Raw genomic sequence first — 26,100 nt, 5'->3', positions numbered from 1 at the left:
CCAGGATCGGGCGATCACTCTCCGCCCGATTGAGCCGGAGCAATGTGGATGAGCGCTCCGGTGGTGGGCTGGGTCTTGCGGCAGAGGGCGGTTTGACCATATCTTTGCGGACAGGAGGGTGCGGTGCCAGCCGCACCCCCCGTCCGGTCCGGTTACTTCAGCAGATCGAGGATCGCCTTGATCAACTGAAGCACCAGGACCAGGAGTACGAGTGCTTTTTCCACTCCGTGCTCCCCGGTAGGTGGGACGCGGGCGGTGGCCACTCCGCCGCCCGGTTCCCACAATTGCATGCATAGCGATGCCGAGCGGGGCGGGCAACGTGCATTCCACCGCACCGTGTGTATGAGCGGTTCCGATCAACCGGATTTTTCGGTCCGATCCGGTTTCCGCCTCTCAGGCTGGTGATCGCATTGCATAACAACCTGACCCCACGGTCATGAAACCGCAAACAAGCTCTGTTACAAGCGAATGCCGATCCCATGCGCGATCGGCGCTGGCGGACCGAGCGATGACTGTGCTGACCACCACGAAAGCCGGGGCCAAAACCGCAAGGCCGGAAAGCGACCGTGCCGAACCCCCTGGCGCGGGCCGGACCGCCGTCCCCTCCGGCCGGGAGGAAGCCGCATCGTTCGATTGGGCCTCGGCGGTCGGCGCTCTGCGCTACGCCTTCCAGCCCATCGTCCAGCTGCGCTCCGGCCGCTGCCATGGCTATGAGGCGCTGCTGCGCGGGTTCGAGCGAACCGGCTTCGCCAACGCGGGCGAACTGCTGGACGCTGCCGAGGCCGCCGGCCTGCTGGCGACGGTGGAGACCGCGCTGCATGCCAAGGCGGTCGCCGCCTACCGTGCGCTGGCGGGCTGGAACGAGGCGAAGCTGTTCCTGAACCTCGACGCCCGGCTGGTCGGCCGGCCCGACGCGCCCTGGCTTGCCCGCGACCCTGCCGCCTCGCGCAACAGCGGCATCGTGCTGGAGCTGTCGGAAAGCCGCCCGGTGCCCAGCGGCGTCGCGGTGGACGCGGCGGTCGACCGTTTCCGCCAGAGCGGGGCCGGTATCGCCATCGACGACTTCGGCGTCGGCCATTCCGGGCTGCGCACGCTGTACGAGGCACGACCGGACTATGTGAAGATCGACCGCTTCTTCATCGCCGGTATCGATGCGGACGCGCGCAAGCGGGCGCTGGTGGCGGCGCTGGCCGGCCATGCCCATGCGCTGGGCATCCAGATCGTGGCGGAGGGGGTGGAGACCGCCACCGAGTTCTACACCTGCCGGGATCTCGGCTGCGACTTCGCCCAGGGCTTCCTGATCGCCCGGCCGCGCGTGGACCTGACCGCCCTGCCCAACCGCTATCCGGTGGTCGAGGATCTGAACCGCAGGGACCGGCGCCAGCCCAGCGAGTCGCACCGCCGCCTGTCGGAGGTGATCGAACGGCTGCCGCCGCTGCGGGTCGATTCGCGCAAGACAGAACTGCTGGACTATTTCCGCCGCGACGGCAGCGCCGCCATCGCGCCGATCATCGACGAGCATGAGCGGCCGCTCGGCCTGATCCGCGAACGCGACCTGAAACGCTTCGTCTATTCGCGCTTCGGCGGCGAGCTGCTGCGCAACCGCGGCCTGGGCAACGGGCTGGACGATCTGGTCATCCGCTCGCCGGTCTGCGACATCTCCACCCCGCTGGACCGGGTGATCGAGGCCTTCTCCACCGAGTCGGCGGCCGACGGCATCGTCATCGTGGAAGGCGGCGCCTATGCCGGCGTGCTGTCGAGCGGCGCCTTGCTGCGACTGGTGCATGAACGCAACCTGGCGATGGCGACCGACCAGAACCCGCTGACCCGGCTGCCGGGCAACGCGGCGATCCTGCGCCACATCGAAGGGGCGCTGGCCGACCCGGGCCGCGGCCATGTGCTGGCCTATCTGGATTTCGATAACTTCAAGCCCTTCAACGACAATTTCGGCTTCCGCCAGGGCGACCGCGCCATCCTGATGTTCAGCGAGCGGCTGAAGGCCTGGGCCGGCGGTGCCGGGGCGGCCATCGACGCCGACGCCTTCGCCGGCCATATCGGCGGCGACGACTTCTTCCTGGGCGTCAGCGGCGGCGGGGAGGGCGAGGTGCTTGCCCGGCTGGCCGAGTTGCTGGCCCTGTTCCGCTCCGATGCCGAAAGCCTGTACGACGCCGAAACCAGGGTCAGCGGCGGCTTCCTGGCGAAGGACCGCTATGGCGCCGTGCGGCGCTTCCCGCTGCTGGCGGCCAGCGGGGTCGCCGTGGTGATCCCGCCCGGCAGCCATGGCCTGACGCCCGACGCCATCAACGCCGCCATCGCCGACCACAAGACCGCCGCCAAGGGGGCGGAGGACAAGCTGTTCGTGGTGCGGCTGGGGTAAGAGCGGCTACTGCGGCCCCTCACGCATAATCCCGGAAGCTCTCCGCCGTGGCGCGGTCGTAGCCCTGGCTGGCGCGCAGGAGCTGCAACGTGTAGGGCTGGCGCGCGGCGCCGCGGCGCAACTCCTCGACGCTCATCTCCTCGACCAGACGGCCGCGGTTCATCACCGCCAGCCGGTCGCACAGGTTGGCGACGACGGCGAGGTTGTGGGTGACCAGCACCAGGGTCAGGCCATGCTCCGCCCGCAGCCGGCGCAGCAGGTTCAGGATCTCCGCCTGCACCGACACGTCGAGCGCCGAGGTCGGCTCGTCCAGCAGCAGCACCCGCGGTTCCAGCACCAGGGCGCGGGCGATGGCGACGCGCTGGCGCTGCCCGCCCGACAGCTGGTGCGGGTAGCGGAAGCGGAAGGCGGGACCGAGCCCGACATCGCGCAGCACCCGGTCGATGCGGGCATTGGCATCGCCCAGCCCGTGAATGGCGATGGGTTCTGCCAGGATGCGGTCCACCGTGTGGCGCGGGTGCAGCGAGCCGTAGGGATCCTGGAACACCATCTGGCAGAGCTTGTAGAAGCCCTTCTGCCGCACGGGTCCCTGTTCCGCGCCGGCGACGGCGATGCGGCCGGTCCATTCGTCGTTCAAGCCGCTGACCGCGCGCAGGACGGTGGACTTGCCGGAACCCGACTCGCCGACGAGGCCGAAGCTCTCGCCCTCCCGCACCGCCAGGGTGACGCCGTCCACCGCCGTGATGGCGTCGGCGCCCCGGCCGAAGCGGACCTGCAAATCCTGGATGTCGATCATCATCCTTACGCCTCCAACCACATCGGATCGCGGCTCAGCACCGGCAGGTCGCCCGGCTGCTCGTCGATCCTGGGCAGGCTGGCCAGCAGGCCGCGGGTGTAGGGGTGCTGCGCCGCGTGCAGCTCCGACGCGCGGCAGCTCTCCACCACCCGGCCGGCATACATGATCAGGATGCGGTCGCAGAAGGAGGCGACGAGGTTCAGATCGTGGCTGACGAAGATCATGCCCATGCCGCGCTGGGAGCAGAGGTCGTCGAGGATCGCCAGCACCTGCATCTGCACGGTGACGTCGAGCGCCGAGGTCGGCTCGTCGGCGATCAGCAGGTCGGGGTCGGGGATCAGCATCATCGCGATCATGATGCGCTGGCCCATGCCGCCCGACACCTCGTGCGGGTAGCGGTCATAGACCCGCTCCGGATCGCGGATGCGCACGGCGGCCAGCATCTCCAGCGCGCGGCGCTTCGCCTCAGCGGCGCCTGCCTTGCTGTGGACTCGGTAGGCCTCGGCGATCTGGCGGCCGACGGTCATCACCGGGTTCAGCGAATATTTCGGGTCCTGCATCACCATGGCGATGCGCCGGCCGCGGATGTCGCGCATGCGCCTGGGCGACGCCGCCAGCAAATCCTCGCCGTTGAAGGCCAGCCGGTCGGCGGTGACCCGGCCCGGTGAGGGCACGAGGCGCAGGATGGAGCGGCCGGTCATCGACTTGCCGGAGCCCGACTCGCCGACGATGCCCAGCTTCTCCCGGCCGAGCGTGAAGGAGACGCCGCGCACCGCCTCGGCCATGCCGGTGCGGGTGGGGAATGCGACGCGCAGGTTGGAGACCTCCAGCAGGGGGGCGTCGTCCGCCGTCCTTTTATCAGCCATGGCTTCAGTCCCCCTTCGGGTCCAGCACGTCGCGCAGCCCGTCGCCCAGCAGGTTGAAGCCCAGGCTGACGATGAAGATGGCGAGGCCCGGCATGGCGGCGACCCACCATTGCTCCAGCACATATTGCCGGCCGCTGGCGATCATCGCCCCCCATTCCGGCAGCGGCGGCTGGGCGCCGAGCCCGAGGAAGCCGAGGCCGGCGGCGGTCAGGATGACGCCGGCCATGTCCAGCGTCGTCCGCACGATCAGCGAGGCGATGCAGAGCGGCATGATATGGCCGAGGATGATGCGCAGGCTGGACGCCCCTTGCAGCCGGGCGGCGCTGATGAAGTCGGCGCGGCGGACGGTCAGCGTTTCCGCCCGCGCGATGCGGGCATAGGGCGGCCAGGAGGTGATGGCGATGGCGATCACCGCATTCTCGATGCCGGGGCCGAGTGCGGCGACGAAGGCCAGCGCCAGGATCAGCTTGGGGAAGGCGAGAGCGATGTCGGTGATGCGCATCAGCACGGTGTCGACCCAGCCGCCGAAATAGCCGGCGGCCGTGCCGATCACCAGACCGGCCAGCGGCGCCGTCGCCGCCACCAGCGCCACGATCATCAGCGTCAGCCGCGCGCCGTGGATCAGGCGGGACAGGATGTCGCGGCCGAAGGCGTCGGTCCCCAGCCAATGGGCCGCACTGGGCGGCAGCAGCCGGTTGTTCAGATCCTGGGCATAGGGGTGATAGGGCGCCAGCACCGGCGCCAGTGCGGCGACGACGACCAGGGCCAGCACGATCAGCAGACCGGCGACGGCCAGCCGGTTGCGGCGGAAGGCGGTCCAGCCGGCCCAGGCACGCCCCAGCCGGGCTTGCGCCCGCGACTGCGGCGTGTCGGTGGTCAGCCAGTCCCGCCAGCCGGCGGATTGGGTATCGGTGCGCGCGGTCATCGGGCTCGCGGATCCAGAAGGCGGTAGAGCAGGTCGGACAGCAGGTTCAGCGCGATGAAGACCGTGCCGACAACCAGCGTCCCGCCCAGCACCGCGTTCATGTCGGCGCTGAGCAGCGAATTGGTGATGTAGAGGCCGAGGCCGGGCCAGGCGAACACCATCTCGGTCAGCACCGATCCTTCCAGCAGGCTGGCATAGGACAGGGCGATGACGGTGATCAGCGGCACGGTGATGTTGCGGAGCGCATGGCCCCAGACCACGCGGGTTTCGGACAGGCCCTTCACCCTGGCGGTGGTGATGTATTCCTGGCGCAGCTGGTCCAGCATGAATCCGCGGGTCATCCGTGCGATGTAGGCGACGCAATAGAGGCCGAGGATCGCCGAGGGCAGGACCAGATGCCCGACCGCGTTCCAGAAGATCTCGGTCTCGCCGGCCAGCAGGGCATCCACCGTAACGAGGCCGGTCACCGGATCGACCATCCCCTCGTAGAAGACGTCGACCCGTCCGGGCCCCGGTGCCCAGTCCAGCTTGGCGTAGAACAGCAGCAGCGCCATCAGCCCGAGCCAGAAAATCGGCACCGAATGGCCGAGCAGCCCGAGCAGGCGGATGGCATGGTCGGGCCAGCGCCCGCGGTTGACCGCCGCGAACACCCCGGCTGGGATGCCCAGCACCGCCCCGACGATGGCGGCGACGGTCGCCAGCTCCAGCGTCGCCGGGAAGACGCGCAGCACATCCTCCAGCACCGGCCGGGAGGTCAGCACCGAGGTGCCGAGGTCGCCTTGCAGCACGTCACCGACATAGCGGAGGAACTGCTGCCACAGCGGCAGGTCGAGGCCGAGCTGCGTGCGCATCTGGGCGTAGCTGTCGGCATTCGCGCGGTCGCCGAGCGCCGACAGGACCGGATCGATCGGCACGACGCGGCCGATCAGGAACGTGACCAGCAGCAGGCCCAGCAGGGTGGCGGCCACCGTGACCAGCAGGGTCAGGCCGCGTTTCAGCGTAGGCAAGAGGACTCCCTCGCGATTGGACGCATCAGGGAATCACAGTCGGAGCTTTGTGGAAAGACCGTCAAGGGCATAAGGGGGCGCCCCCTCTCCCGTATGGGGGAAGGGGCGGACCGCCTCAGCTCACCAGGTTCCGGCCGGGCTGGGATCGCCGTGCGCGCCGGCGGCCGGCTCGTGGTGGGCGAGCCAGCGCTCGGCCTCCAGCGCCGCCATGCAGCCCATGCCGGCGGCGGTGACGGCCTGGCGGTAGACCTTGTCCTTCACGTCGCCAGCGGCGAAGACGCCGGGGATGTTGGTGGCGGTCGAATCGGGCACCGTGACGATGTAGCCCGAATCGTCCATCTCCACCTTGCCCTGGAAGATGCCGGTCGCCGGCACATGGCCGATGGCGACGAAGACGCCGGCCACCGGGATGACGCGCTCGTCGCCCGACTTGACGTTCTTGATGCGGACGCCGGTGACGGCGCGCGGGTTGCCCATGGTGCCGTCGCCCTCGCCGACGATCTCCTCGACCGTGCTGTCCCACACCACCTCGATCTTCGGGTGGCGGAACAGGCGGTCCTGCATGATGCGTTCGGCGCGGAAGCTGTCGCGGCGGTGGATGACCGTGACCTTGCTGGCGTGGTTGGTCAGGTACAGCGCCTCCTCGACCGCCGAGTTGCCGCCGCCGATGACCGCAATCTCCTTGCCGCGGAAGAAGAAGCCGTCGCAGGTGGCGCAGGCCGACACGCCGAAGCCGCGGTAGATCTCCTCGGTCGAGATGCCGAGCCAGCGCGCCTGGGCGCCGGTGGCGATGATCACGCTGTCGGCGGTGTAGGTGTCGCCGCTGTCGCCCTTGCAGACGAAGGGACGCTTGGTGAAGTCGACGTCGGTGATCAGGTCGAACACCATCCTGGTGCCGACATGCTCCGCCTGCTTCTGCATCTGCTCCATCAGCCAGGGGCCCTGGATCGGATCGGCGAAGCCGGGGAAATTCTCCACATCGGTGGTGATCATCAGCTGGCCGCCCGGCTGCATGCCCTGGACCATCAGCGGCTCCAGGTTGGCGCGCGCGGCATAGATGGCGGCGGTGTAGCCGGCCGGGCCGGCGCCGATGATGAGGACCTTGGTGTGGTGCGTGGTGGCCATGGGTCTGATCCCGCAGTGTATCGGCGAATGACGGTGTGCGTGTTCGAACGGTTCTAGAAGCCGAACATATGGTCGAGGCTGAAGGCGGTGTCACCGGCCGCAAGGCAGCCATGGTAGCCGAACAGGCGGCAGGTGGTGTCGCGGATCAGCACATAGGCGTGATCGCCGGCAGCCAGCCGTTCCGCTTCCGTAAACATCTCGCGATAACGCCAGAAATGCGAGCCACCGCAGGGGATCGCCAGCCGCTTGCGCGCCACTTCCACCCCGTCGCGCCGCACCAGAACGAGGCTGGTGTCGGAGGTGGCATGCCACTGGGTCGAGGCAGGGTAGACGAGGTGGCAGAGCGTGTCCCACGGATCGGTGCCCAGCCGCAGGAACAGGCGGGTCGACAGGCCGGGCGGCCGGCCATGGTAGCTCTGCGGCTCGTCGCGGTAGACCATCGCCATGTTGAACATGTGGCTGCCGAAGCTGGTCTCCGCCACATGGCCGGTCGTTACGTCCTCGTAACGGACCAGCGCGTGCAGCCAGCCGTCGGCAATCGTTCCGGCTTCGAAATCATAGACCAGTTCGACATGGCCCCAGCCATCCGCAACGGTCTTGTCGGCGGTCTTGTCGGCGACCAGCCCGGTGACGTCCAGCGCCACGCTGTCGGAGCGCTTCAGGTTGCCGAAGCGGTGTTCGGCGACGGCGGCGCCGTTGCGGTCGTAGACCACCGCCTTCACCGGCAGTTCGGTCTGCGCCGTGCTCATCGGCGTCGGCAGCAGAACGGTGCGCCAGCGGCCCATCGGCAGCAGCGGCGCCGGCAGGATGTGGCCCTTGCCCACCACGCCCTTGTCCACCGCACCGCCGGTCAGCAGCGGTAGCTTGGGGTCCGGCTTCAGGTCGGTGCGCTCGACATTGGCGTGGGCCATGCGGCGGCGGCCGTCGGCGGCGGCGATCTCGTAGCGCGGGCGGACGAAATGCTTGCCGGCCTGCACCTCGAACTGCTGGGGCCAGCGCGCCTCGGGGAACAGGCTGGCGATGTCCAGTTCAAGGGTGGCGAAGGCCGGGACAGTCCGGTCGAGCGTGCGGATGTCGGACGAGCCCATCGGGTTCAGGCCGACGGCGCCGGCCGGGATCGGGGTGGGGTGGCTGTTCTGGATCCACAACGATACGCGCTCGCCCTCGCGCGGGGCGGGCAGGCCGGCATAGAGGTCGGCCGGCCAGGCGTTGGCGTCGTGCGTGCAGGACAGCACCGTGCCGTCGTCGCCATAGGTGTCGAGCGCGTATTTCACCACGTCATGTCCGGCGGCGCCGATGATGTGCAGGAACAGCGACCCGCAGAAGGGCGACAGGTCGAAGCGCTCGCGCACCTGCCGGCTGTCGATCACCACGGTGCCGTCGGTTGGCGGCATCGGCTCCGTCCAGTCGGCGATGGGGCGGCCCTCGCCGTCGAACAGGCAGGCCCACAGCCGGGTGCCCTTGGCGCCGTAGCGCGGCCAGTAGTTGGCCGACACCACGCGGGTGTGGTGGCCGTCGCCGTCGCGGAACCAGGCGAAGTTGGTCGCCCAGTTGAACTTCGACAGGTAGTGGCCGGGATCGTTCAGCATGTCTTCCGGCACGCGCATGGCGTCGAGCGAGACGACGCCGGCCTGCTTCGGGATCAGGTGGGCGATGTGGCCTTCCAAGCGCTGCGAATCGAAGGCGACGACGAAGACGGTGCGGGCGCCGCTGGACGGCAGGTCGGTGACCGGGCGGGCGGCATGGCCGAACACCTCCTGGCCGACCTTCTCGACGTCCTGGACATAGATGCCGCAGACGTCGATCGACGACAGGTCATAGAACTCCGCCAGCCCCGACAGCAGGCCCAGCGGGTCGTAGACCGCCACCGGGCCGAAGGAGGCCAGCCGCGCGATCAGGATCGCCGCCTTGGGTGCCGCCAGCGGGTGGCCCACCGCCTTGAAGAAGCTGGAACCGCCGGTGACGTTGGAAAAGGTCTCGATCCGAAGGGGCATCAGGGCACACACGCGCGAAAGCAAAGCCGGGGCGTCGGTTATAGCCGCTTCGGCCGGGCGGGCGACAGTGATTTGCAGGCGAACGTGATTTGTCGCGGCCCGCGGACGCCCGCAGCATATCGCGGCGACCGCTTCCCTCTTGTCAAAGAGCGTATTTCGATATATCTAAGTTTTCGTTATATCGAAACTGCATCAGATGAGGGTTTCATGCTTCGGCATCTGTTTCACAAACACGGCCGCCGCTTCTCGCGTCCCGACTTCGAGGACGAGGCTCCGGAAGGACGCGGCCGTCACGGGCGTTCTGGGCATCGCGGCGGCTGGGAAGGCTGGGGCGGTCACGGTTGGGGCGGTCAGGGCCGCGGCGGCCGCGGTGAGCGGCGGGTCTTCGACCATGGCGACCTGCGCCTCGTCCTGCTGTGGCTGATCGCGGAGAAGCCGCGCTCCGGCTACGACCTGATCAAGACCATCGAGGAGATGGTCGGCGGCGCCTACAGCCCCAGCCCCGGCGTCGTCTACCCGACCCTGACCCTGCTGGAGGAGCAGGGCCACATCCGCGTCGGCGCGACCGAGGGCAACAAGAAGCTCTACGAGATCACGCCGGAAGGCTCGGAGGCGTTGAAGGCGGCGGAACCGTCTGTCGCCGCGGTGCGCGAGCGCATCGCCCATGCGCGGGCCCGGCAGCAGCGCGAATCCTCGCCGCAGATCCACCGCGCCATCGAGAATTTCAAGCTGGCCCTGCGGCTGCGCCTGTCGCGCGGCGACCTGACGGCGGAGCAGACCCAGGCCATCGCCGACATCATCGATGACGCCGCCCGGCGTGTCGAACGCATCTGAGCGTCGAACGCATCCGACCGGGCAGGAGACAAGGATATGGCCGCATCCACCGCACGCATCGCCACCCCGAACGGGCGCCGCTACATGACCCAGTTGTGCAAGCACTGGGCGCACAAGTTCGAGGTCGTCCATGACGAGACCCAGGGGCTCGTCCCCTTCGCCGCCGACCGCCGCTGCCGGATGGCGGCCGACGATGCGGGGCTGACCCTGAGGATTGAAATCGAGGATGCCGGACAGATGGAGCGCATGCAGGAGGTGGTGATCGACCATCTCAAGCGCTTCGCCTTCCGCGAGGATTTGGGGGAGGTGGTCTGGACGCCGGTGGGCTGATGGGGTGGGCTGATGGGGTGGGCTGGCGGCACCCCGCCGGATGAGGCGGTGCATTTTCCCGAGTCTGTCTGCGACAAATCCTGTTGAGAATTACCGCATCAGCGGTGTAAAACGGTTCTTAACCAACAGGCGGAAGTGGGGGAGGGGATGGTGGTTCCACCGTCGGCCGCCCACGGTCAGAATACCGGGAGTCGTTCGTGATGCTCCGCATCTCCAAGAAGCTGATGTTCGCCATCGAGGCGGTCCTCGACATCGCCTACAACGCGGGCACCGAGCCGGTGCAGTCCGGCGAGATCACCCGGCGCCAGGGCATTCCGAAGCGCTATCTGGAACAGGTTCTGCAACAGCTGGTGCGCGAAGGCGTGCTGGCCGGCGTGCGGGGCCCTCGCGGCGGCTACCGGCTGGCGCGCGAGCGGCGGCGGATCACGCTGGGCGAGATCGTGAAGGTCGTCCGCGCGATGGAGACCGCCACCGACCCCATCGAGGAGCCGGCGGGGTCGGTGCTGGGCCATCAGGTGGTGCGCCCGCTGTGGGGCGAACTCCAGGACGAGTGCATGGCCAAGCTCGACACCATCACCATCGAGGATCTGTGCATGCGCGCGCGGCGCGCCGGGGTGGAGAGCGAGACCGAGGACCGCATCGACTTCACCATCTGATGTAGGGGACTTGGTGGCACCACTTCCCGTTTGACAGGCTCCCTGTGCTGGATAATGCTCCGCCTGGGGTGTTGAAATCACATATAACACAAATCTCAGAGGTGGAATCATGGCTGCACCGGAGTTCCGCGGCAAGATCTACGACAGCATCCTCGACACGATCGGCGCCACGCCGCTGGTGCGGCTGGACCGTCTCGCCGCAGAGTCGGGGGTGAAGGCCCAGATCATCGGCAAGCTGGAGTTCTTCAACCCGCTGGCCAGCGTCAAGGACCGCATCGGCCGCGCCATGATCGAGGCCGCCGAAGCCGCCGGCACCATCGCCCCCGGCCGCACCACGCTGGTCGAGCCCACCTCCGGCAACACCGGCATCGCGCTGGCCTTCGTCGCCGCCGCCAAGGGCTACAAGCTGATCCTGACCATGCCGGAAAGCATGTCGGTGGAACGGCGCAAGATGCTGAAGCTGCTGGGCGCCGAACTGGTGCTGACCCCGGCGGCGGAAGGCATGAAGGGCGCCATCCGCAAGGCGGAGGAAATCCTGTCCGCCGACCCGAACGCCTATCTGTTGCAGCAGTTCAAGAACACCGCCAATCCGGCCGTCCACCGGGCCACCACGGCGGAGGAGATCTGGAAAGACACCGTCGGCCAGGTCGATTTCCTGATCTCCGGCGTCGGCACCGGCGGCACGCTGACCGGTACCGCCGAGGTCCTGAAGTCCCGCAAGCCCTCCTTCAAGGCGGTGGCGGTGGAGCCGGAGGACAGCCCCGTCCTGTCCGGCGGCATGCCCGGTCCGCACAAGATCCAGGGCATCGGCGCCGGCTTCGTGCCCGACATCCTGAAGAAGGAACTGATCGACGAGGTGGTGCGCATCTCCAACCAGCGCGCCTTCGAGACCGCCCGCGCGGTTGCCCGTCTGGAGGGCGTGCCGGTCGGCATCTCGTCGGGTGCGGCGCTGGCCGCCGCGCTGGAAATCGGTGCCCGTCCGGAGAATGAGGGCAAGCAGATCGTCGTGATCCTGCCGTCCTTCGCCGAGCGCTACCTGTCGACCGCCCTGTTCGAAGGGCTGGAATAAGAAAGGGTTGTCGGCAATGGGGGCGGGGTGGGGGCGTGTTCCGTCCCCACTCCGCAGCCTGAAGATGAAATTCCGGTCCGAAATTTGACGGATTTTGCGAATTCGGCTAAACTCCCCGGCATCAGCAACGTCGTTTCCGTCCGTGCCGACGCCGGGGAGTGACCGCCATGACGGATATTTCCACCTCCACCTACGTCCCGAACCTGTCGAACAGCGCCTTCTCCCAGTTCAAGGGGCAGACGACCAAGATCGGTGCCGACGGAGCGAACGCCGACAGCCAGACCTTCACGGTCAGCAAGGCCGGCGAATACAACTTCAAGATCAACAACAGCTTCACCAACGTCGAGATCCGCAACGACCGCAACGAGGTGGTGACCAGCCTCCGGTCGAACGAATCGACGGCGGACGCCAGCGCGCGGCTCGGTCCCGGCACCTACACGGCGACCTTTTCCCAGGGCAACCGTGCCGCGGGCGTGCGCGACTATTCGATGGATGTCACGGAGCGGCAGAATGTTCTGGTGACGGCCGGCGGCGCGACCTTGAAGGGCACCGCCCAGCCACCGGGGAACGGCGACACCGGCATCCAGAAGCACACCTTCAACGTCGTGCAGGGCGGCACCTTCACCGCCGACATCTCTCTGCCCAACACGCGCTGGGCGATGATGGACAAGGACGGCAAGGTGGTCGCCGCCAGCGACTCGGGCAAGCCCGACGCCCAGCAGAACTTCCTGCAGAAGCCGACCTACAAGCTGCAACCCGGCCAATACACCATGGTGGTGGTGCCGCCGTCCGACCTGAAGTCGCCGACCGATTTCCGGCTGGGACTGGTGCCGCGCAATCCGGACCTGACGGAATCCGGCACCAATCAGGAAAGCGCCATCCAGAAAACGCTGCGCGAGCGGCAGGCCCGCCTGCAGCAATGGGCGGCCCAGGGGGGGACGACCTCGACCAAGGCCTGAGGGGGCTCCATCGCGGCGATTGCGCGCTGCCGGCCTCTCGGAAATCGCGGCATCGAATGTTGCTGCAACGGCCCGTCCTTGCGCTATGCTGCGGGCCATGGACTTCACGGACACCCAGCTTCACCGCTATTCCCGCCACATCGTGCTGCCGGAAGTCGGCGGCATCGGCCAGGAAAAGCTGTTGCGATCCAAGGTGCTGGTCGTCGGTGCCGGCGGCCTGGGCGCACCCTTGCTGCTCTATCTGGCGGCGGCCGGCGTCGGCACCATCGGCATCGTCGACGACGACACGGTCGATCTGTCGAACCTGCAACGGCAGGTGATCCACGACGAATCGACGCTGGGCCTCGCGAAGGTGGAGAGCGCCGCCGCCCGCATCCATGCGTTGAACCCCGATGTCCGGGTCGAGGCGCACCGCACGCGGATCAACCGCGACAACGCGATGGATCTGATCGCCGGCTACGACCTCGTCGCCGATGGGTCGGACAATTTCGCCACGCGCTTCCTGCTGAACGACGCCTGCTTCCTGGCCGGCAAGACGCTGGTGTCGGCGGCGATCCTGCGCTTCGACGGGCAGCTGACCACCTTCAAGGCGCATCTGGGGGCGCCGCACCCCTGCTATCGCTGCCTGTTCCCCGAACCGCCGCCGCGCGGCACCGTGCCGTCCTGTTCGGAAGGCGGCGTTCTGGGGGCGCTGGCCGGTTCCGTCGGCTCGCTGCAAGCGACGGAGGTGCTGAAAGAACTGCTGGGGTTGGGCGAAAGCCTGTCGGGCAGCCTGCTGATGATGGACACGCTCTATGCGTCCTATCAGCGCATCGCCATCAAGCGGGATCCCGACTGCGCGCTTTGCGGCGATCATCGGACGATCCACGACCTCTCCGCCCACTGACGGGCGCCGTGGCAAATATGGGAGGCGGCCATCATGTCCACTGCCCTGCCTGAGACCATGCCGAATCCTGTGCCGGCTGCCGGAGCCGGCGGGACGTCGGCCCTGTCCATCGTGCTGTTCGCCGGCGGCTTCGACCGGGTCCATTACGCGCTGGTGATGGCCAGCGCCGCGGCGGCCACCAACCGCAAGGTCACGCTGTTCTTCACCGGCCGCGCGCTGCGCGCCCTGGTGCACGAGACGGAGCCGGGCGTGCTGGGCTGGCACGACCTGGACCCGGCCGACGACGGCAGCACCCCGGTGGCGCGCGACCGCTATTTCGCCACCCACGGCCTCGCCACCTTCGAGGAACTGCTGGAGGCCTGCGTCGCCATGGGCGTCACGGTGATGGCCTGCGAAATGGGGCTGCGGGCGCTGGGCCTGCCACCCGGCGTCTGCCTGCGTGCGGACGTGCCGGTCGCCACCGGCGGCGTTGTCACCTTCCTGAACCAAGCGCCCGGTGGGGCGCCCGGCGGCGGCGCCATGCTGTTCGTCTGAAACCTGTGGAACGCGCATGAGCGACAACCGCGAAATCCTCGACCTTGCCAACCGGTTCGAGTCGATCGCCACCGACGGGTTCGAGGGGCGACCCTACCGGCCGGCACTGGCCGCGCTTGCCACCGGCTTGCGGGAGCGGCCGGGGATGGCGCCGCGGGTCGCCCATGCCCTTGGCATCATGATCCAGCTGATCGGCGAGAGCGATCCGGAAGGGCGGTTCGCCGCCAAGGTCGCCATCCTGCGCGACGCGGTGGGAATGCTGAGCGACGCCTGAAAGCCAGGGCTTGAGTGGAGCGCGGACCAGCCATGCGTCACGCCGGAGCAGTCTGTCCCGTCATGGGAGCGAAGACACTCCACACGAGGATGAACACCATGGCCTTCCGTTTCACCGTCGCCGCCGACGCGCCGTCCCTGTACACGCCGATGCTCGCCATCACCAAGGCCATCCGCGGCAGCGGCCTGCCGACCGGGCTGATCCACCTGATCGACCTGCGCGTGTCGCAGATCAACGGCTGCACCTATTGCATCGACATGCACAGCAAGGAGGCGCGTCACGACGGCCAGTCCGACCAGCGCATCGCCGCCGTGGCGGAGTGGGAGCGGTCGGACCTGTTCCTGCCGGACGAGCGCGCCGCCTTCGCCTGGGCCGAGGCGCTGACCCGCACCCAGCATGACCGCATCGACGAGGCGTACCGGGAGCTGCAACGCCATTTCAACGTCGAGCAGATCGCCCAGCTGACGGCGACGGTGGCGCAGATCAACGCCTGGAACCGCATCGGCATCGCCCAGCATATCGAGGGCACCGCCGTCGGGATGGCGGCGTGACGGCGCTGGCCGACCCGGACACCGCGCTCGCCGCCTTCGCGGGCGAGCGGGCGCGGCTGCGCGCCCTGGCCTACCGGCTGCTCGGCTCGGTGGCCGAGGCGGAAGACACGCTGCAGGACGCCTGGCTGCGCTGGTCGGCCGTGGCGCCCGGCAGCGTCGGGTCGGCCCCCGCCTATCTCACCACCCTGGTGACGCGGCTGGCGCTCGACCGGCTGCGGTCCGCCCGGGTGGCGCGTGAGCGCTATTACGGGCTGTGGCTGCCCGAACCGGAGGTCGCCGGCTGGGACTCCGCGCCGGAGGACGGCATGGAGCCCGAGTCGGTGCCGCTGGCGATGCTGCTTCTGCTGGAACGGCTGGCGCCGGACCAGCGGGCGGTCTTCGTCCTGCGCGAGGCGATGGACCTCGATTATGCGGAGATCGCTGCGATGCTCGGCAAGTCGGTGGAGGCCTGCCGCCAGATCATGCGGCGCGCCCGCGCCAGGCTGGCCGAGCCTGCCGCCTGGGGCCAGCCGGCCAACGCCGCGGATGCCGGGCGGCGTCTGGCCGATGCCTTCGCCGAGGCCAGCGTCCGGCGCGACTATGCCGCCATCGTCGCCCTGCTGTCCGACGATGCCCAATGGCTGAGCGACGGCGGCGGGATGGTGCGGACGGCGGTCAACCCGCTGTTCGGCGCCGACCGCATCGCCCGCTTCCTGATCGGCGTCCAGCGCAAGCGCGGCGTCAGCTTCGGCTTCATCCCGGTGCGGGTGAATGGCGGGCCGGGCCTGCTGGCCGATCTGGGCGGGGCGTTCCGCAGCGTTCTGGCCTTCGACATGGCCCCCTGCGGCGACACCGGGAACAGGATCCTGCGGGTCTATCAGATCGCCAACCCGGAAAAGCTGGAGCGCGTCGCCGTCTTTTAAGCCGTCGCCTCGTCCAGCCAGCGATCCAGCGCGGTCAGATCGACCGGCCGGGGCAGGATGGGGAAGGGCAGGTTCGACATGCGCGGGCCGGTCATCAGGATGCGAGTCTGCGGATAGAGCATCGCCGCCAGCGCCGCGGCGCGGTCGCCGTCGTCGCCCTCATGGTCGAGCGGAAGCAGGGCCACGGCCGGCGCCTCCGCACCGATGATGGTCAGCGCCTCCAGCGCGTCGTCGGTCTGCGAGACCTGAAAGCCGCGACCGGACAGATGGCCGGCCAGCGCCTCGCGCTGGACGCGGTCGGCATCGGCGATCACCGCACGGCGTCCGCCATAGCCCGGCATCCGGATGTCGGCATCGATGCTGAAAGCCACGGTTTCCCTCCGTCCATCATGTTTTTGTTATGGACGGACGGAGTATGCGGGCGGGCGCCGGGGTTGTAAACGCCTGCTACCTGCGGTTCGACCTTCGTCGAATACGGACCACTTCGCCCTTGTGCATCAGCGCCAGCATCGGCAGGTCGCTGGGATGGTTGCCATAGCCCCAGGTGGCGGCGACCGGGCCATGGCCGGCGATCCAGCCGGTCACCCGGTCCGCCTTGTCCAGCCGCACGCAGTTGGCGGTGCTGAGCCGTCCGGTCAGCCTGCCGTCCACCACCTCCATGCCGGTCGCCAGCAGATCGTCCACCTCCAGTCCGCGCAGCAGCGCCGGCATGTAGAGGTCGAGCGCGCCGGTGGCGATCACCACGCGGCGGCCCTGGCGGCGATGCTCCTTCAGCACGTCCAGCATCGGCTGGTGCCAGCGCACGCGCGGCACCATGCGTTCGGCCGCGGCCAGCGCGTCGGCCACCGGCAGTCCGCGCAGCGTGCGCTTCAGGTAGATCGCCTTGACCGATCCCGGAAAGTCGCAGCCCGGCCCGCGGCCGCGGACATGGCGGTGTAGGGCCGAACGGATGGCATCGGCCAGCGCCAGGGCCGCGCGGCGCCGGCCGATCACCTCGCCGACGAACATCGGCAGGCTGTCGCCATGGATCAGCGTCCCGTCGAAGTCGAAGAAGGCGACGCCGGCCGGCCCGGAGACCGTCGACTCCGGCATTGCCCCCGGCATTGCCGCCGACGGCGGCGTGGGCGGCGCAATGCCGGTCTGAGGCTCCAGGCCATGCGGCGGGGATGACGTCGTTTGCATGACCGCAGTTATCCGGCCGCCACGGGGCGGCGGGCAAGGAGTTTCAGGTCGACATCGAGGAAGACCTGACCCGATGCGGAGGCGGATGGCTTGTCCGGATCAATGCAGCATGTTCGGGCCGCAGGGCACCTCGAACAGCGGTCCGTCTTCGGAGCCATCGTCGGAGCCGTCATCCTGCCCGGTGCCGTCGTCGGCCTCCTCCAGCTGGGCGATCAGGTCGCCTGACGCTTCCTCCAGCCCGGCCTTGACGGCGATCAGCAGGTTGATGATCTCGCCATTGTCCTGCTCCAGGCTGCGGACCCGTTCCTCCAGCCGGTCGATGCGGCGCATCAGCAGATCCGACAGGCGGTCGAGCCGCTCCAGGACGGGGTCGAGGATCGGGGAGGCGGGCCCGGCCGTGCTCGGCGGGCTCTCGGGCCGGGTGTGGGGGGGCTGGCCCTGGCGGTTGTTGGGACGGTCATCCATGGTGCGGCCGGTTCCGGTCTGTGTGAGGTTTGCTCCTCGCCTAACCTTGGGCCAGCGCCCCGCAAGGTCCAGACCGGCACCCGATGCACCCCGCAAGCGATGATCGCCTGACCCACCCGTCATGCGGGTGGCGATTCCGGATGGTGGAGATGTCAGCCGCCACCCCTTGTGCGCATCGAAAACAAGTTCCGTATATAGTTAAGACTCAGATTTATCGGCACGGCGTTTGCGCGGGACGCCGTACAGTTCCAACCGATGGCCGATCAGGTCATAGCCCAACTCGCGGGCTATGCTTTCCTTCAGCCGTTCCATTTCATCGTTGGTGAACTCGATCACTTCACCCGAGTCGACATCTATCAGATGATGGTGATGATCGGTTCTGGTTTCTTCGTAGCGGGCGCGGCCGTCGCCGAAATCGAGCCGGTCGATGACGTGCGCCTCCTCGAAGAGCCGCATCGTCCGGTAGACGGTGGCGATGGAAATGCGCGGGTCGATGGCGGATGCACGGCGATGCACCTCCTCCACATCGGGATGGTCCGTCGCCTCCGACAGCACGCGCGAGATCACGCGGCGCTGGTCGGTCATCTTCAATCCCTTCTTCACGCACAGTTCTTCGAGGCGCGAGGGCATGGACATCCCCTGTAATCCTGTCTTCGTTGACGGGCGGCGGTTCGCCCCTCCGGTCTCCCTGATGCCCGGAACGCCAGCGGAACGAGCCGGCAACGGAGGCGATCGTTCCGTTCGCCCCGGCCAGCCGTTCGCGGCACCCCGAATACCCGACCATCATACTGTGTTTCGGAGACATTCTCAAACACCCACGTTCCCGCCGGACGGCCGAGCGGAGGGCGCTTTCTTCGCCAAGGGCATAATACTTTCAGACTATTGGGCGATGCTGTCATGGAGCGGGGTAGAAACCAATTGCTCATAATCCGCTGCTAGGTTTTCCCCTTGGGCAAGCGCCGTCCGATCCGGGCGGCGCGCCTGCCGGACATCCACCGGGCCCGACAATGCCCGACAGGAGGGAGGGAAGCCGCAGTGACGCCGTTCGATTTCCCGCCTTCCACCTCTTCGTTCACGGCGGAGCCGCATATGGACGAACCCGCCTTCACCGCCGCCGGCTTGGCCGTTCCGGTCGCTCCGCTCTCCTCCTCGCAGGATTGCGCCGCCGCCCTTGCCCGTTTCCAGCGCCAGCCGGAGCTTGCCGCCCTGCCGGTGGTCGACGGCGACGGCCGCGTCGCCGGACTGCTGGAGCGTGGCCGGCTGCTGCCGGACGGCAGCGGAGAGGGAAGCGGTGAGGGGATCGGCACGCGGACGGTCGCCGACCTGATGGATCCGCATCCGCTGCTGATCGACGGTGCGACTCGGCTGGCGGAGATCGGGCGGCGGCTGGCGCGGCTGAAGCCGGCGGCGCTGGTGACCGGCTTCCTGGTGGTGGAGCAGGACCGCTATCTGGGCGTCGGCACGGTCACCGGGCTGATGGCGCGCTCTGCCGAGCAGACGGAACTGCGCGCCCGCCAGCTGGACGAGGCGCGCCGGCAGGCCGAGCAGGCGATCCGTGCCAAGACCGCCTTCCTCGCCAACATGAGCCACGAGATCCGCACGCCGCTGACGGCGATGATGGGCTTCGCCGAACTGCTGGAGCAGGAGGTGCTGGGGCCGCACGCCATTCCGCTCTATCGCGAATATGCCCGCGACATCGCCGAAAGCGGCCGGCACCTGATGGAGCTGATCAACGACCTGCTCGACCTGTCGAAGGCCGATGCCGACCGGCTGGAGCTGGTGGACGGGACGGTGGATGTGGTGCGGGTGGCGATCGGCACGGCGCGGCTGCTGGCCGAACGGGCCGCGCGCCATGGCGTCAGCATCGCCACCGCGGTGCCGCTGGACCTGCCGCCGCTGCGGGCGGACGAACGCAAGCTGCGCCAGATGCTGCTGAACCTGCTGTCCAACGCGGTGAAGTTCACGCCGGCCGACGGAATCGTGACGCTGCGCGGCCGCGTGGCGGCGGACGGTGCGCTCTGGCTGTCGGTGCACGACACCGGCATCGGCATGACCGGAGAGGAGCTGGCCAAGGCGCTGGAGCCCTGGGGACAGGTGGACAGTGCGCTGGCCCGCAGCCAGGTCGGCACCGGGCTGGGCCTGCCCCTGACCAAGCGGCTGATCGAGCTGCATGGCGGCCGGCTGGACGTGGTCAGCCGCCGCGACGAGGGCACCACCATCTCGCTGGTCTTCCCGCCCCGGCGGGTGGGGCGGGGATAGAACGGAAAAAAGCCCCCTCCTCCGGAGAGGAGAGGGCTTTCCTTCAGACTTTCCCGGCGCTGGCGATCCTTACGCCAGCCCCTTCTCCATCGCGCTCGCCAGACGGCGGGCGAAGGCGGCGGGGTCGGGCAGGGGTTCGCCCTCGACGATGCGGGCCTGGTCGAGCAGGAGCCAGGCCGCATCCTCCAGCGCATCGGTGGCGCCGCTGCCCTTGGCCCGGTCGGCCAGCCGCTTGATCAGGGCATGCGACGGGTTGATCTCCAGGATGCGCTTGCCGACCTCGCCGTTCAGCTGCTTGTGCTGCTTCAGCAGGCGTTCCAGATGCATGTCCATGTCGTTGTCGTCGGCGACCAGACAGACGGCGCTGTCGGTCAGGCGTTCGGACTTGCGGACATCCTTCACCGCGTCGGACAGGGTCAGCTTCAGCAGGGCCAGCAGGTCGGTCAGCTCGCCCTCCGGCGTCTTCTCCTCCGGCTTCTCTGCCTCTTCGCCCTTGATCTTGCCGAGATCGGCGCCGCCGCGGGTCACCGACTTGAAGGGCTTGCCGTCATAGACGCCGACCGACGGCATCCAGAACTCGTCCACCGGGTCGGTCAGCAGCAGGACCTCGACGCCCTTGGCCTTGAAGCCTTCCAGCTGCGGGCTGCGCAGCAGGGTGTCGATGTCGTCGCCGCTGATGGTGAAGATGGCGTCCTGGCCGTCCTTCATGCGGGCGACATACTGTTCCAGCGACACCAGTTCGTCACCGGCGGTGGTGCGGAAGCGCAGCAGCTTCAGCAGCTCGTCCCGGTGCTCGTAGTCCTCGTAGAGGCCTTCCTTCAGCACCGCGCCGAAGTTTTCCCAGAAGCTGTCGTACTCGGCCGCGTTCTCGCTGTCCTTGGCCTTCTTCGACAGCTCCGACAGGACACGCCGCGTGATGCCGGCCTTGATCTTGGCCAGCATCGGGTTGTGCTGCAGCATCTCGCGGCTGATGTTCAGCGGCAGATCCTCGCTGTCGACCACGCCGCGCAGGAAGCGCAGGTAGGGCGGGATCAGACCTTCGGCCGCGTCGGTGATGAAGACGCGCTTGACGTACAGCTTCACCCGGTGGGCGCGCTTGGGGTCGAACAGGTCGAACGGCTTGGTCGATGGCACATAGAGCAGGTTGGTGTATTCCAGCGCCCCTTCGGCCCGCCAGTGCAGGGTCAGCCACGGATCGTCGAAGGCGTGGCCGACATGGTGGTAGAATTCCTTGTACTGGTCGGCGGTGATCTCCGACTTCGACCGGGTCCACAGGGCCGACGCGCTGTTCAGCGCCTTGGCCTCGTCACCCTCGCCGAACAGGATCGGGATGGCGATGTGGTCGGAATATTTGCGGACGATGCCGCCGAGACGGGCCTCGTCGAGATACTCGTCGTCGCCCGCGCGCAGATGCAGGACGATCTGCGTGCCGCGCGGCAGGCCGTCGGCCTCGGCAACGGTGAACTCGCCCTTGCCGTCGGACTCCCAGCGCCAGCCGGTGGGCTCGCCGGCCTTGCGGGTCAGGACCGTCACCTTGTCGGCGGCCATGAAGGCGGAATAGAAGCCGACGCCGAACTGGCCGATCAGGTTGACGTCCTTCTTGCCGTCGCCCTTCTCCGCACCGTCCAGCGACTTCATGAAGGCGGCGGTGCCGGAGCGGGCGATGGTGCCGAGATTCTCGACCAGATCGTCGCGGTTCATGCCGATGCCGTTGTCGGCGACGGTCAGGGTCCGCGCGTCCTTGTCGACCAGCAGGCGGATCTTGAGGTTCGGATCGTCGGCCGAGAGTTCCGGCTGGGTCAGCGCCGCGTAGCGCAGGCGGTCGCAGGCGTCCGACGCGTTGGAGACCAGTTCGCGCAGGAACACTTCCTTCTCGCTGTAGAGCGAGTGGGCGACGATGTCGAGCAGACGGCTGACCTCGGCTTGAAAACTGAGCCGTTCCTCGGTCATGGGGGCACCTTCGTTGGTTTTTGCACGGGTGTTGGCGTCAAGACGGCGGAGATATGTGAAAGCATCCCGGCCGTTCAAGAGGCTTGTGCCGTGCAACCGCGGGAGGTGTGCGGCGGGGTGTCGCGGTGGAGGGACCTGAACCGGAGGTCCCGCCTCCTTCTCCCCTTCGCCGCATCCGGAGCGACGGCCTTCATTCCATATGCGGGGATTCGCTGTAGAGCTGTTCCGCCAGCCCTTTCCGGTACATCGCGTCGATCTGCTCGACCGACAGGTCCGCCAGCCCCGCCTGGTCCTTCACCACCTGGCCGGGAGACGGCATGTCGCGCGGCACCGACCAGGCGTCCGGTTGCCACAGATGCGAGCGGCGCAGCGCCTTGCCGCAATGGAAGAAGGCTTCCCGCACGGACAGGCGGATGGCGGCCTTCGGGGTGCGTCCCTCCTCCCTCAGCCGTTCGAGCAGGGGTGGGGCCGTGGTCACGGTGGCGATGCCGTTGACCCGCAGGAAGATGTCCATCCCCGGCACCAGGAACACCAGTCCGCAGCCGCCGTCGGAGGTGAGGATGTTGGTGATCGAGGAAAGCTTGTTGTTGCCGGGCCAGTCGGGCAGGGCCAGCGTGTGGCGGTCTTCGGCCTGGACAAAGCCTGGACGCCCGCCGCGCGGCGAACAATCCATCCCGCTTTCCGCCATGGTGGCGACGAAGACCAGCGGCGATTCGGCAACGAAGCGCAGGCAGTGATCGTCCAGGAAGGGAAAGCTCATCTTCACGATGCGCTCGGATGGCATGTCGTAGAGCTGCCGCAGCGCCTCGACCGTGTGGATTCGGTGGGGGTCCATGGGGCGTTCCTCTGCTGGGCCGCGATGCGCGGCGCTTGGTAAACTAACGTTGTTAGATTTCACCTAACGGCGTTAGTTTGTCAATCCCGGCAGGAAGAAGCGGACTTATGGCCATGCGTGTGCAGCGACAGGACATCATCGACGCCGCGATGACCCTGCTGGATGAAGTGGGGATCGAGGGGCTGACGATGCGGCGTCTCGCCGGGGCGCTGCGGATCCAGGCGCCATCGCTCTATTGGCATTTCGCCGGCAAGCAGGCGCTTCTCGACGCGATGGCCGACGCCCTGCTGGCGGAGATGAGGCTTCCTGCCGATGCCGGACTGCCCTGGGACGCGTGGCTGCGGGAGATGGCGACGGAGTTCCGCCGTGCCCTGAAGTCCCGGCGCGACGGGGCGCGCGTCTATGCCGGAACCTTTCCGGTCATGGACAATGTTCTGCACGTCAGCGACCGCGCCATCGCGACCCTGCGCGCTGCCGGGGCCGACGAGCGCACGGCGGCCCATATGCTGTTCACGGTGCTGTATTTCGTGATCGGCTTCACCATCGAGGAACAGGCGACCCTGCCGTCTCCCGGTGGAAACGGCGAGGGGATCGACCTGAAACGGGTGGCGCAACAGCTGACGGCGGAGCAGGAGGCACGCTATCCCCATGCCGCCGCCACGGTGAGGCTGCTGATCGCGGACAATGATGACGACGCCCGCTTCCGCTTCGGTCTGGACCGCCTGATCGACGGGTTGAGGGCTGCCGTCCCTGTTTCCGGCTCCAATCCAAAAAAAGCCCCCGATCCCGGTTTGCCGGAATCGGGGGCTTTGCTGGTCTGACGCTTCGGCGTGCCGTCTGCCGGGCTTACTTCTTCTTCGGCTTTTCCGCCGGGGCCGGGGCGGGTTCGCTGCCGCCGGCCAGCAGGGCGGTCATGTCGGCGCCGTTCAGCAGGAGCTGGCCGGCCTCCGTGATGTCGATCTTGTAGGTGCGGGTGTCGGCGCCGGTGTCGTCCTTGCCGGCCTGCCCCAGGGCCTGCACCATCGCCAGACCGGCGAGCAGATCCTGGGTCTCCTTGTCGGGCTTGGCGCCGGGGGCCGGCTGCATCGCCTTCACCGCGGCGTCGATGCCGCGCAGCAGGACGGTGGCGCCGCCGGTGACGCCGAAGGCGGCCTGGGTCGCGACCTTGACCGCGCCGGTGGCGGTGCCGGCCGTCGCCGGGGTGTCGAGGTTCAGCGCGTCGATGCGCAGCTCGGTCCCGGCTTCGCCCATCGCGGCCATCGCCTGCTGCATGACCACGTCCGCCGAGGGCGACGCGGGCGCGGCCGCCTTGGCCTTGGCACCCTTCTTCGCCGGCGGGGCCTCTTCGGCCTCGGCGGACTTGGCCAGCTCGGTGAAGGCCTTCCACAGGGCGCTGTTCGGCAGCTTGGCGACCGACAGCTTCATTTCGAAGGCCCGCGGGGTGAAGGCCACCGGGGCCGGCGACGGCGTCATGGTGAAGTCGCGCGCCTCGATGCCCATGCTGACGGTGGACATCGCCTGATCGAGATCGGTCAGGCCGCTGCGGAAGGCGAGATGGCCGAGAGCCACCGCGGTGCCGTCCTCCGGATTGACGAAGGACAGGTTGGACAGGCGCATCGCGCCGCTGATGCCGCCGAACATGCCCTGGAGCTTGGGCAGCAGTTCGGAGCTGGTCGGCGCCACGCCCTTGGCGGCGGTCTGTTCGGACAGCTTCTGCAGCGCGCTGACCTTGGTCAGGTCGACGCGGCTGTAGGTCGCCTCGGTGGTGACGCCGCCGATCTTCATCAGCTCCTTGTTCTTGTCGTCCTGCACCGACAGGCCGCCGAAGGCGAAGGCGGCCGGGCCGCTCCACAGGGTGGCGCCGCCGGTCCCGGTCTCCGGCTTCAGATCCTGCACCATGGTCATGGTGGCGATGGACACCTTGCCCTTGCCGCCGGCGGCGGTGACCGCCAGATCGTTGAAGGCGCCGTCGACCGTCAGCAGGGTTTCCAGCGCACCCGACCAGGTGCTGGTGAAGGACTGCTTGCCGATGGTGATGGTGGCGGCATCGACATATTCGTCGTTGTCGTCGAGGTTCTGCACCTTCATGGCGTTGGGCAGCGTGATCGACACGCCGTACTGGCTGTCGTCCTTCGGCGTCACCGCCAGCAGGATGGTGCCGATGTCGAACAGGGTGCCTTCCGCATCCTCGGCCGACAGGCGCGGCAGCGCGACGTCGTAATGGTCGCCGGCCGGCTTGACCGTCGGTTCGCCCTCCCATTCGAAGCCGATGCCCTCGCCATCCTCGGCGGGCGGCGGGAACCAGCGCGGCAGATCCTTCTTCAGCGACGCGGCGAGCGCCTTGGCGCCGGCATCGTCGACGGCCGGGGCGGCCTGGGCAGGCGACCAGCCGGCCACCAGGGCCAGCATGCCGCCGGCGATCAGGGCGGGCCTGAGGGAACGGACCGGCAGGGCCGGAACGGGCGAAGAACGGCGGAGACGCATCGAGCACCTACTCCCAACTACGATTTAGGGAGCACGTTAATCTTGATACGCTCGGCCGGTCCATGCCCCTCTTGGGCGAAATCCAAACAGGATATTAAAAATCCAGGTCGGCATAGTGCTTGGGCGGCGGGCAGCCGGTGATGTTGTCGGCCAGCAGCGCGCGGAAGCTGGGGCGCGACTTGATCCGGGCGTACCAGTCCTTGGCCTCCGGGCTGCGGTCCCACGGCACGTTGTCGATGTAGTCGAGGCAGGACAGCTGCACCGCGGCGGCGATGTCGGCTAGGGTGAAGGACGACCCGGCCAGCCAGGGCCGGCGCTCCGACAGGAAGGCGATGTAGTCGAGGTGGTAGGTGACGTTGGCCAGACCGGCGCGAATCGCCGGTGCGAAGGGGTGGCCTTGGCCGGACAGCCGCTTGATCAGCTTTTCGCCGACGAGGTTTTCCGCCACCTCGCGTTCGAACTTGTGGAGGAACCAGTCGGCGACCCGCCGAACCTCGGCCCGCGCCGCGATCTCGCGCGGCAGCAGGGGGGTGTCGGGATAGGCCTCCTCCAGATATTCGATGACGGCGAGGCCGCCGGCGACGACCGTCCCGTCCTCCTCCACCAGCACCGGAACCTCGGCGGCCGGGTTCAGCTTCAGGAAGTCGGTCCGCCGTTCCCACGGCCTTTCGACCACGGGTTCGAAGGGCAGGCCCTTCTCGGCGAGCATCACGCGCGCGGTGCGCGACAGGGCGTGGATCGGGTGGTGGTACAGGGTTCGCATGGCGGCGGGACTTTACCGCAACGCCGCAAACGAAAACAGCCCGCGCATCCGAGCCAAATCGTCTCGTTGGAGGAAGT

27 protein-coding genes are annotated in these 26,100 nt (G+C 68.2%); 13 read left to right on the top strand and 14 right to left on the bottom strand.

Features of this window, described 5'->3' with window-relative positions:
• Nucleotides 1-508: 508 nt before the first annotated feature.
• Entirely contained in the window at nucleotides 509-2,377 is a 1,869-nt protein-coding gene (locus VH569_RS31615; protein WP_423320820.1) for an EAL domain-containing protein, read from the top strand.
• A gap of 19 nt (nucleotides 2,378-2,396) precedes the next feature.
• Here the strand turns inward: VH569_RS31615 and VH569_RS31610 are convergent, their stop codons facing one another.
• The 6 genes from VH569_RS31610 to VH569_RS31585 form a co-directional block, all read right to left on the bottom strand.
• Nucleotides 2,397-3,176 carry an ABC transporter ATP-binding protein gene (locus VH569_RS31610; protein WP_423320818.1) on the bottom strand — a complete coding sequence of 260 codons (780 nt, stop codon included), beginning with the start codon at nucleotides 3,174-3,176 and terminating at the stop codon, nucleotides 2,397-2,399.
• Nucleotides 3,177-3,178: 2 nt separating this feature from the next.
• On the bottom strand, nucleotides 3,179-4,039 hold the full coding sequence (locus tag VH569_RS31605; protein ID WP_423320816.1) for an ABC transporter ATP-binding protein: 861 nt from the start codon (nucleotides 4,037-4,039) through the stop codon (nucleotides 3,179-3,181).
• 4 nt (nucleotides 4,040-4,043) lie between these two features.
• Nucleotides 4,044-4,964 (bottom strand): nickel transporter permease, encoded by a 921-nt coding sequence (nikC, locus tag VH569_RS31600; RefSeq protein WP_423320814.1) that lies wholly within the window; start codon nucleotides 4,962-4,964, stop codon nucleotides 4,044-4,046.
• Nucleotides 4,961-5,971 (bottom strand): ABC transporter permease, encoded by a 1,011-nt coding sequence (locus tag VH569_RS31595; protein ID WP_423320812.1) that lies wholly within the window; start codon nucleotides 5,969-5,971, stop codon nucleotides 4,961-4,963. The genes nikC and VH569_RS31595 overlap by 4 nt, the downstream gene beginning before the upstream one ends.
• Nucleotides 5,972-6,091: 120 nt before the next feature.
• Nucleotides 6,092-7,096, bottom strand: coding sequence for a thioredoxin-disulfide reductase (gene trxB / locus VH569_RS31590; protein ID WP_377810083.1), 1,005 nt, complete (start codon nucleotides 7,094-7,096; stop codon nucleotides 6,092-6,094).
• A gap of 53 nt (nucleotides 7,097-7,149) precedes the next feature.
• The gene (locus VH569_RS31585; RefSeq protein ID WP_423320810.1) at nucleotides 7,150-9,090 is read right to left on the bottom strand and encodes a hypothetical protein; all 1,941 of its coding nucleotides are present in this window, start codon (nucleotides 9,088-9,090) and stop codon (nucleotides 7,150-7,152) included.
• Nucleotides 9,091-9,297: 207 nt separating this feature from the next.
• Between VH569_RS31585 and VH569_RS31580 the strand changes: the two genes are divergently transcribed.
• From VH569_RS31580 to sigJ, 10 genes are all read left to right on the top strand, one after another.
• A complete protein-coding gene (locus VH569_RS31580) occupies nucleotides 9,298-9,924 on the top strand; it encodes a PadR family transcriptional regulator (protein ID WP_423320808.1) in 627 nt (208 codons plus the stop codon).
• 36 nt (nucleotides 9,925-9,960) lie between these two features.
• Entirely contained in the window at nucleotides 9,961-10,254 is a 294-nt protein-coding gene (locus VH569_RS31575; protein WP_423320806.1) for a DUF2218 domain-containing protein, read from the top strand.
• A 200-nt stretch (nucleotides 10,255-10,454) separates the two neighbouring features.
• Nucleotides 10,455-10,910, top strand: a complete 456-nt coding sequence (locus VH569_RS31570) for an RrF2 family transcriptional regulator (RefSeq protein ID WP_012972993.1) — start codon at nucleotides 10,455-10,457, stop codon at nucleotides 10,908-10,910.
• A 109-nt stretch (nucleotides 10,911-11,019) separates the two neighbouring features.
• Nucleotides 11,020-11,979 carry a cysteine synthase A gene (cysK, locus tag VH569_RS31565; RefSeq protein ID WP_423320804.1) on the top strand — a complete coding sequence of 320 codons (960 nt, stop codon included), beginning with the start codon at nucleotides 11,020-11,022 and terminating at the stop codon, nucleotides 11,977-11,979.
• A 167-nt stretch (nucleotides 11,980-12,146) separates the two neighbouring features.
• Nucleotides 12,147-12,938, top strand: coding sequence for a hypothetical protein (locus tag VH569_RS31560; RefSeq protein ID WP_423320803.1), 792 nt, complete (start codon nucleotides 12,147-12,149; stop codon nucleotides 12,936-12,938).
• Between the two features lie 97 nt (nucleotides 12,939-13,035).
• Nucleotides 13,036-13,824, top strand: a complete 789-nt coding sequence (locus VH569_RS31555) for a HesA/MoeB/ThiF family protein (protein WP_247879578.1) — start codon at nucleotides 13,036-13,038, stop codon at nucleotides 13,822-13,824.
• Nucleotides 13,825-13,881: 57 nt separating this feature from the next.
• A complete protein-coding gene (locus tag VH569_RS31550) occupies nucleotides 13,882-14,358 on the top strand; it encodes a DsrE family protein (RefSeq protein WP_423320875.1) in 477 nt (158 codons plus the stop codon).
• A 16-nt stretch (nucleotides 14,359-14,374) separates the two neighbouring features.
• Complete coding sequence (locus VH569_RS31545) at nucleotides 14,375-14,632, top strand: hypothetical protein (RefSeq protein WP_423320802.1); 258 nt, start codon at nucleotides 14,375-14,377, stop codon at nucleotides 14,630-14,632.
• A gap of 98 nt (nucleotides 14,633-14,730) precedes the next feature.
• On the top strand, nucleotides 14,731-15,183 hold the full coding sequence (locus VH569_RS31540; protein WP_423320800.1) for a carboxymuconolactone decarboxylase family protein: 453 nt from the start codon (nucleotides 14,731-14,733) through the stop codon (nucleotides 15,181-15,183).
• On the top strand, nucleotides 15,180-16,085 hold the full coding sequence (gene sigJ / locus VH569_RS31535) for an RNA polymerase sigma factor SigJ (RefSeq protein WP_423320798.1): 906 nt from the start codon (nucleotides 15,180-15,182) through the stop codon (nucleotides 16,083-16,085). Before VH569_RS31540 ends, sigJ begins: the two co-directional genes overlap by 4 nt.
• On the opposite strand, the gene VH569_RS31530 is transcribed toward sigJ, so the two are convergent.
• The 4 genes from VH569_RS31530 to VH569_RS31515 form a co-directional block, all read right to left on the bottom strand.
• A complete protein-coding gene (locus VH569_RS31530; protein WP_423320796.1) occupies nucleotides 16,082-16,456 on the bottom strand; it encodes a response regulator in 375 nt (124 codons plus the stop codon). The genes sigJ and VH569_RS31530 overlap by 4 nt on opposite strands.
• 76 nt (nucleotides 16,457-16,532) lie before the next feature.
• Nucleotides 16,533-17,267 carry an HAD family hydrolase gene (locus VH569_RS31525; protein ID WP_423320794.1) on the bottom strand — a complete coding sequence of 245 codons (735 nt, stop codon included), beginning with the start codon at nucleotides 17,265-17,267 and terminating at the stop codon, nucleotides 16,533-16,535.
• 99 nt (nucleotides 17,268-17,366) lie between these two features.
• Complete coding sequence (locus tag VH569_RS31520) at nucleotides 17,367-17,732, bottom strand: hypothetical protein (protein WP_109048052.1); 366 nt, start codon at nucleotides 17,730-17,732, stop codon at nucleotides 17,367-17,369.
• Between the two features lie 198 nt (nucleotides 17,733-17,930).
• Nucleotides 17,931-18,362: a Fur family transcriptional regulator gene (locus VH569_RS31515; protein WP_042701979.1), complete on the bottom strand. Its 432-nt coding sequence runs from the start codon at nucleotides 18,360-18,362 to the stop codon at nucleotides 17,931-17,933.
• A 459-nt stretch (nucleotides 18,363-18,821) separates the two neighbouring features.
• On the opposite strand from VH569_RS31515, the gene VH569_RS31510 reads away from it, so the two are divergent.
• A complete protein-coding gene (locus VH569_RS31510; RefSeq protein WP_423320791.1) occupies nucleotides 18,822-19,991 on the top strand; it encodes a sensor histidine kinase in 1,170 nt (389 codons plus the stop codon).
• Nucleotides 19,992-20,060: 69 nt separating this feature from the next.
• Here VH569_RS31510 and htpG read toward each other — a convergent pair whose 3' ends face one another.
• Nucleotides 20,061-21,941 (bottom strand): molecular chaperone HtpG, encoded by a 1,881-nt coding sequence (gene htpG, locus VH569_RS31505; RefSeq protein WP_423320789.1) that lies wholly within the window; start codon nucleotides 21,939-21,941, stop codon nucleotides 20,061-20,063.
• Nucleotides 21,942-22,131: 190 nt separating this feature from the next.
• Complete coding sequence (locus tag VH569_RS31500) at nucleotides 22,132-22,776, bottom strand: MSMEG_1061 family FMN-dependent PPOX-type flavoprotein (RefSeq protein WP_423320787.1); 645 nt, start codon at nucleotides 22,774-22,776, stop codon at nucleotides 22,132-22,134.
• Nucleotides 22,777-22,889: 113 nt separating this feature from the next.
• Here VH569_RS31500 and VH569_RS31495 point away from each other — a divergent pair, with 113 nt between their 5' ends.
• Nucleotides 22,890-23,597: a TetR/AcrR family transcriptional regulator C-terminal domain-containing protein gene (locus tag VH569_RS31495; RefSeq protein ID WP_423320785.1), complete on the top strand. Its 708-nt coding sequence runs from the start codon at nucleotides 22,890-22,892 to the stop codon at nucleotides 23,595-23,597.
• Between the two features lie 25 nt (nucleotides 23,598-23,622).
• Here the strand turns inward: VH569_RS31495 and VH569_RS31490 are convergent, their stop codons facing one another.
• Nucleotides 23,623-25,260 (bottom strand): hypothetical protein, encoded by a 1,638-nt coding sequence (locus tag VH569_RS31490; RefSeq protein WP_423320784.1) that lies wholly within the window; start codon nucleotides 25,258-25,260, stop codon nucleotides 23,623-23,625.
• 94 nt (nucleotides 25,261-25,354) lie between these two features.
• A complete protein-coding gene (locus VH569_RS31485; protein ID WP_109449542.1) occupies nucleotides 25,355-26,023 on the bottom strand; it encodes a glutathione S-transferase family protein in 669 nt (222 codons plus the stop codon).
• Between the last annotated feature and the right edge of the window lie 77 nt (nucleotides 26,024-26,100).

The sequence above is a fragment of the Azospirillum sp. 11R-A genome, from assembly GCF_049472615.1.
Classification (GTDB): Bacteria; Pseudomonadota; Alphaproteobacteria; order Azospirillales; family Azospirillaceae; genus Azospirillum; species Azospirillum palustre.
The sequence above is the reverse complement of the archived record's forward strand: the minus strand, read 5'-3'. Positions and strand labels throughout refer to the sequence as shown.

Coding starts and splice junctions, on each gene's coding strand:
- VH569_RS31555 (WP_247879578.1), top strand. CDS start 13,036: ATGGACTTCACGGACACCCAGCTTCACCGCTATTCCCGCCACATCGTG.
- VH569_RS31510 (WP_423320791.1), top strand. CDS start 18,822: ATGGACGAACCCGCCTTCACCGCCGCCGGCTTGGCCGTTCCGGTCGCT.
- VH569_RS31515 (WP_042701979.1), bottom strand. CDS start 18,362: ATGCCCTCGCGCCTCGAAGAACTGTGCGTGAAGAAGGGATTGAAGATG.
- VH569_RS31615 (WP_423320820.1), top strand. CDS start 509: ATGACTGTGCTGACCACCACGAAAGCCGGGGCCAAAACCGCAAGGCCG.
- VH569_RS31610 (WP_423320818.1), bottom strand. CDS start 3,176: ATGATGATCGACATCCAGGATTTGCAGGTCCGCTTCGGCCGGGGCGCC.
- VH569_RS31495 (WP_423320785.1), top strand. CDS start 22,890: ATGCGTGTGCAGCGACAGGACATCATCGACGCCGCGATGACCCTGCTG.
- VH569_RS31490 (WP_423320784.1), bottom strand. CDS start 25,260: ATGCGTCTCCGCCGTTCTTCGCCCGTTCCGGCCCTGCCGGTCCGTTCC.
- VH569_RS31545 (WP_423320802.1), top strand. CDS start 14,375: ATGAGCGACAACCGCGAAATCCTCGACCTTGCCAACCGGTTCGAGTCG.
- VH569_RS31550 (WP_423320875.1), top strand. CDS start 13,882: ATGCCGAATCCTGTGCCGGCTGCCGGAGCCGGCGGGACGTCGGCCCTG.
- trxB (WP_377810083.1), bottom strand. CDS start 7,096: ATGGCCACCACGCACCACACCAAGGTCCTCATCATCGGCGCCGGCCCG.
- VH569_RS31585 (WP_423320810.1), bottom strand. CDS start 9,090: ATGCCCCTTCGGATCGAGACCTTTTCCAACGTCACCGGCGGTTCCAGC.
- VH569_RS31575 (WP_423320806.1), top strand. CDS start 9,961: ATGGCCGCATCCACCGCACGCATCGCCACCCCGAACGGGCGCCGCTAC.
- VH569_RS31485 (WP_109449542.1), bottom strand. CDS start 26,023: ATGCGAACCCTGTACCACCACCCGATCCACGCCCTGTCGCGCACCGCG.
- VH569_RS31605 (WP_423320816.1), bottom strand. CDS start 4,039: ATGGCTGATAAAAGGACGGCGGACGACGCCCCCCTGCTGGAGGTCTCC.
- nikC (WP_423320814.1), bottom strand. CDS start 4,964: ATGACCGCGCGCACCGATACCCAATCCGCCGGCTGGCGGGACTGGCTG.
- VH569_RS31560 (WP_423320803.1), top strand. CDS start 12,147: ATGACGGATATTTCCACCTCCACCTACGTCCCGAACCTGTCGAACAGC.
- cysK (WP_423320804.1), top strand. CDS start 11,020: ATGGCTGCACCGGAGTTCCGCGGCAAGATCTACGACAGCATCCTCGAC.
- VH569_RS31540 (WP_423320800.1), top strand. CDS start 14,731: ATGGCCTTCCGTTTCACCGTCGCCGCCGACGCGCCGTCCCTGTACACG.
- VH569_RS31520 (WP_109048052.1), bottom strand. CDS start 17,732: ATGGATGACCGTCCCAACAACCGCCAGGGCCAGCCCCCCCACACCCGG.
- VH569_RS31525 (WP_423320794.1), bottom strand. CDS start 17,267: ATGCAAACGACGTCATCCCCGCCGCATGGCCTGGAGCCTCAGACCGGC.
- VH569_RS31580 (WP_423320808.1), top strand. CDS start 9,298: ATGCTTCGGCATCTGTTTCACAAACACGGCCGCCGCTTCTCGCGTCCC.
- htpG (WP_423320789.1), bottom strand. CDS start 21,941: ATGACCGAGGAACGGCTCAGTTTTCAAGCCGAGGTCAGCCGTCTGCTC.
- VH569_RS31570 (WP_012972993.1), top strand. CDS start 10,455: ATGCTCCGCATCTCCAAGAAGCTGATGTTCGCCATCGAGGCGGTCCTC.
- VH569_RS31500 (WP_423320787.1), bottom strand. CDS start 22,776: ATGGACCCCCACCGAATCCACACGGTCGAGGCGCTGCGGCAGCTCTAC.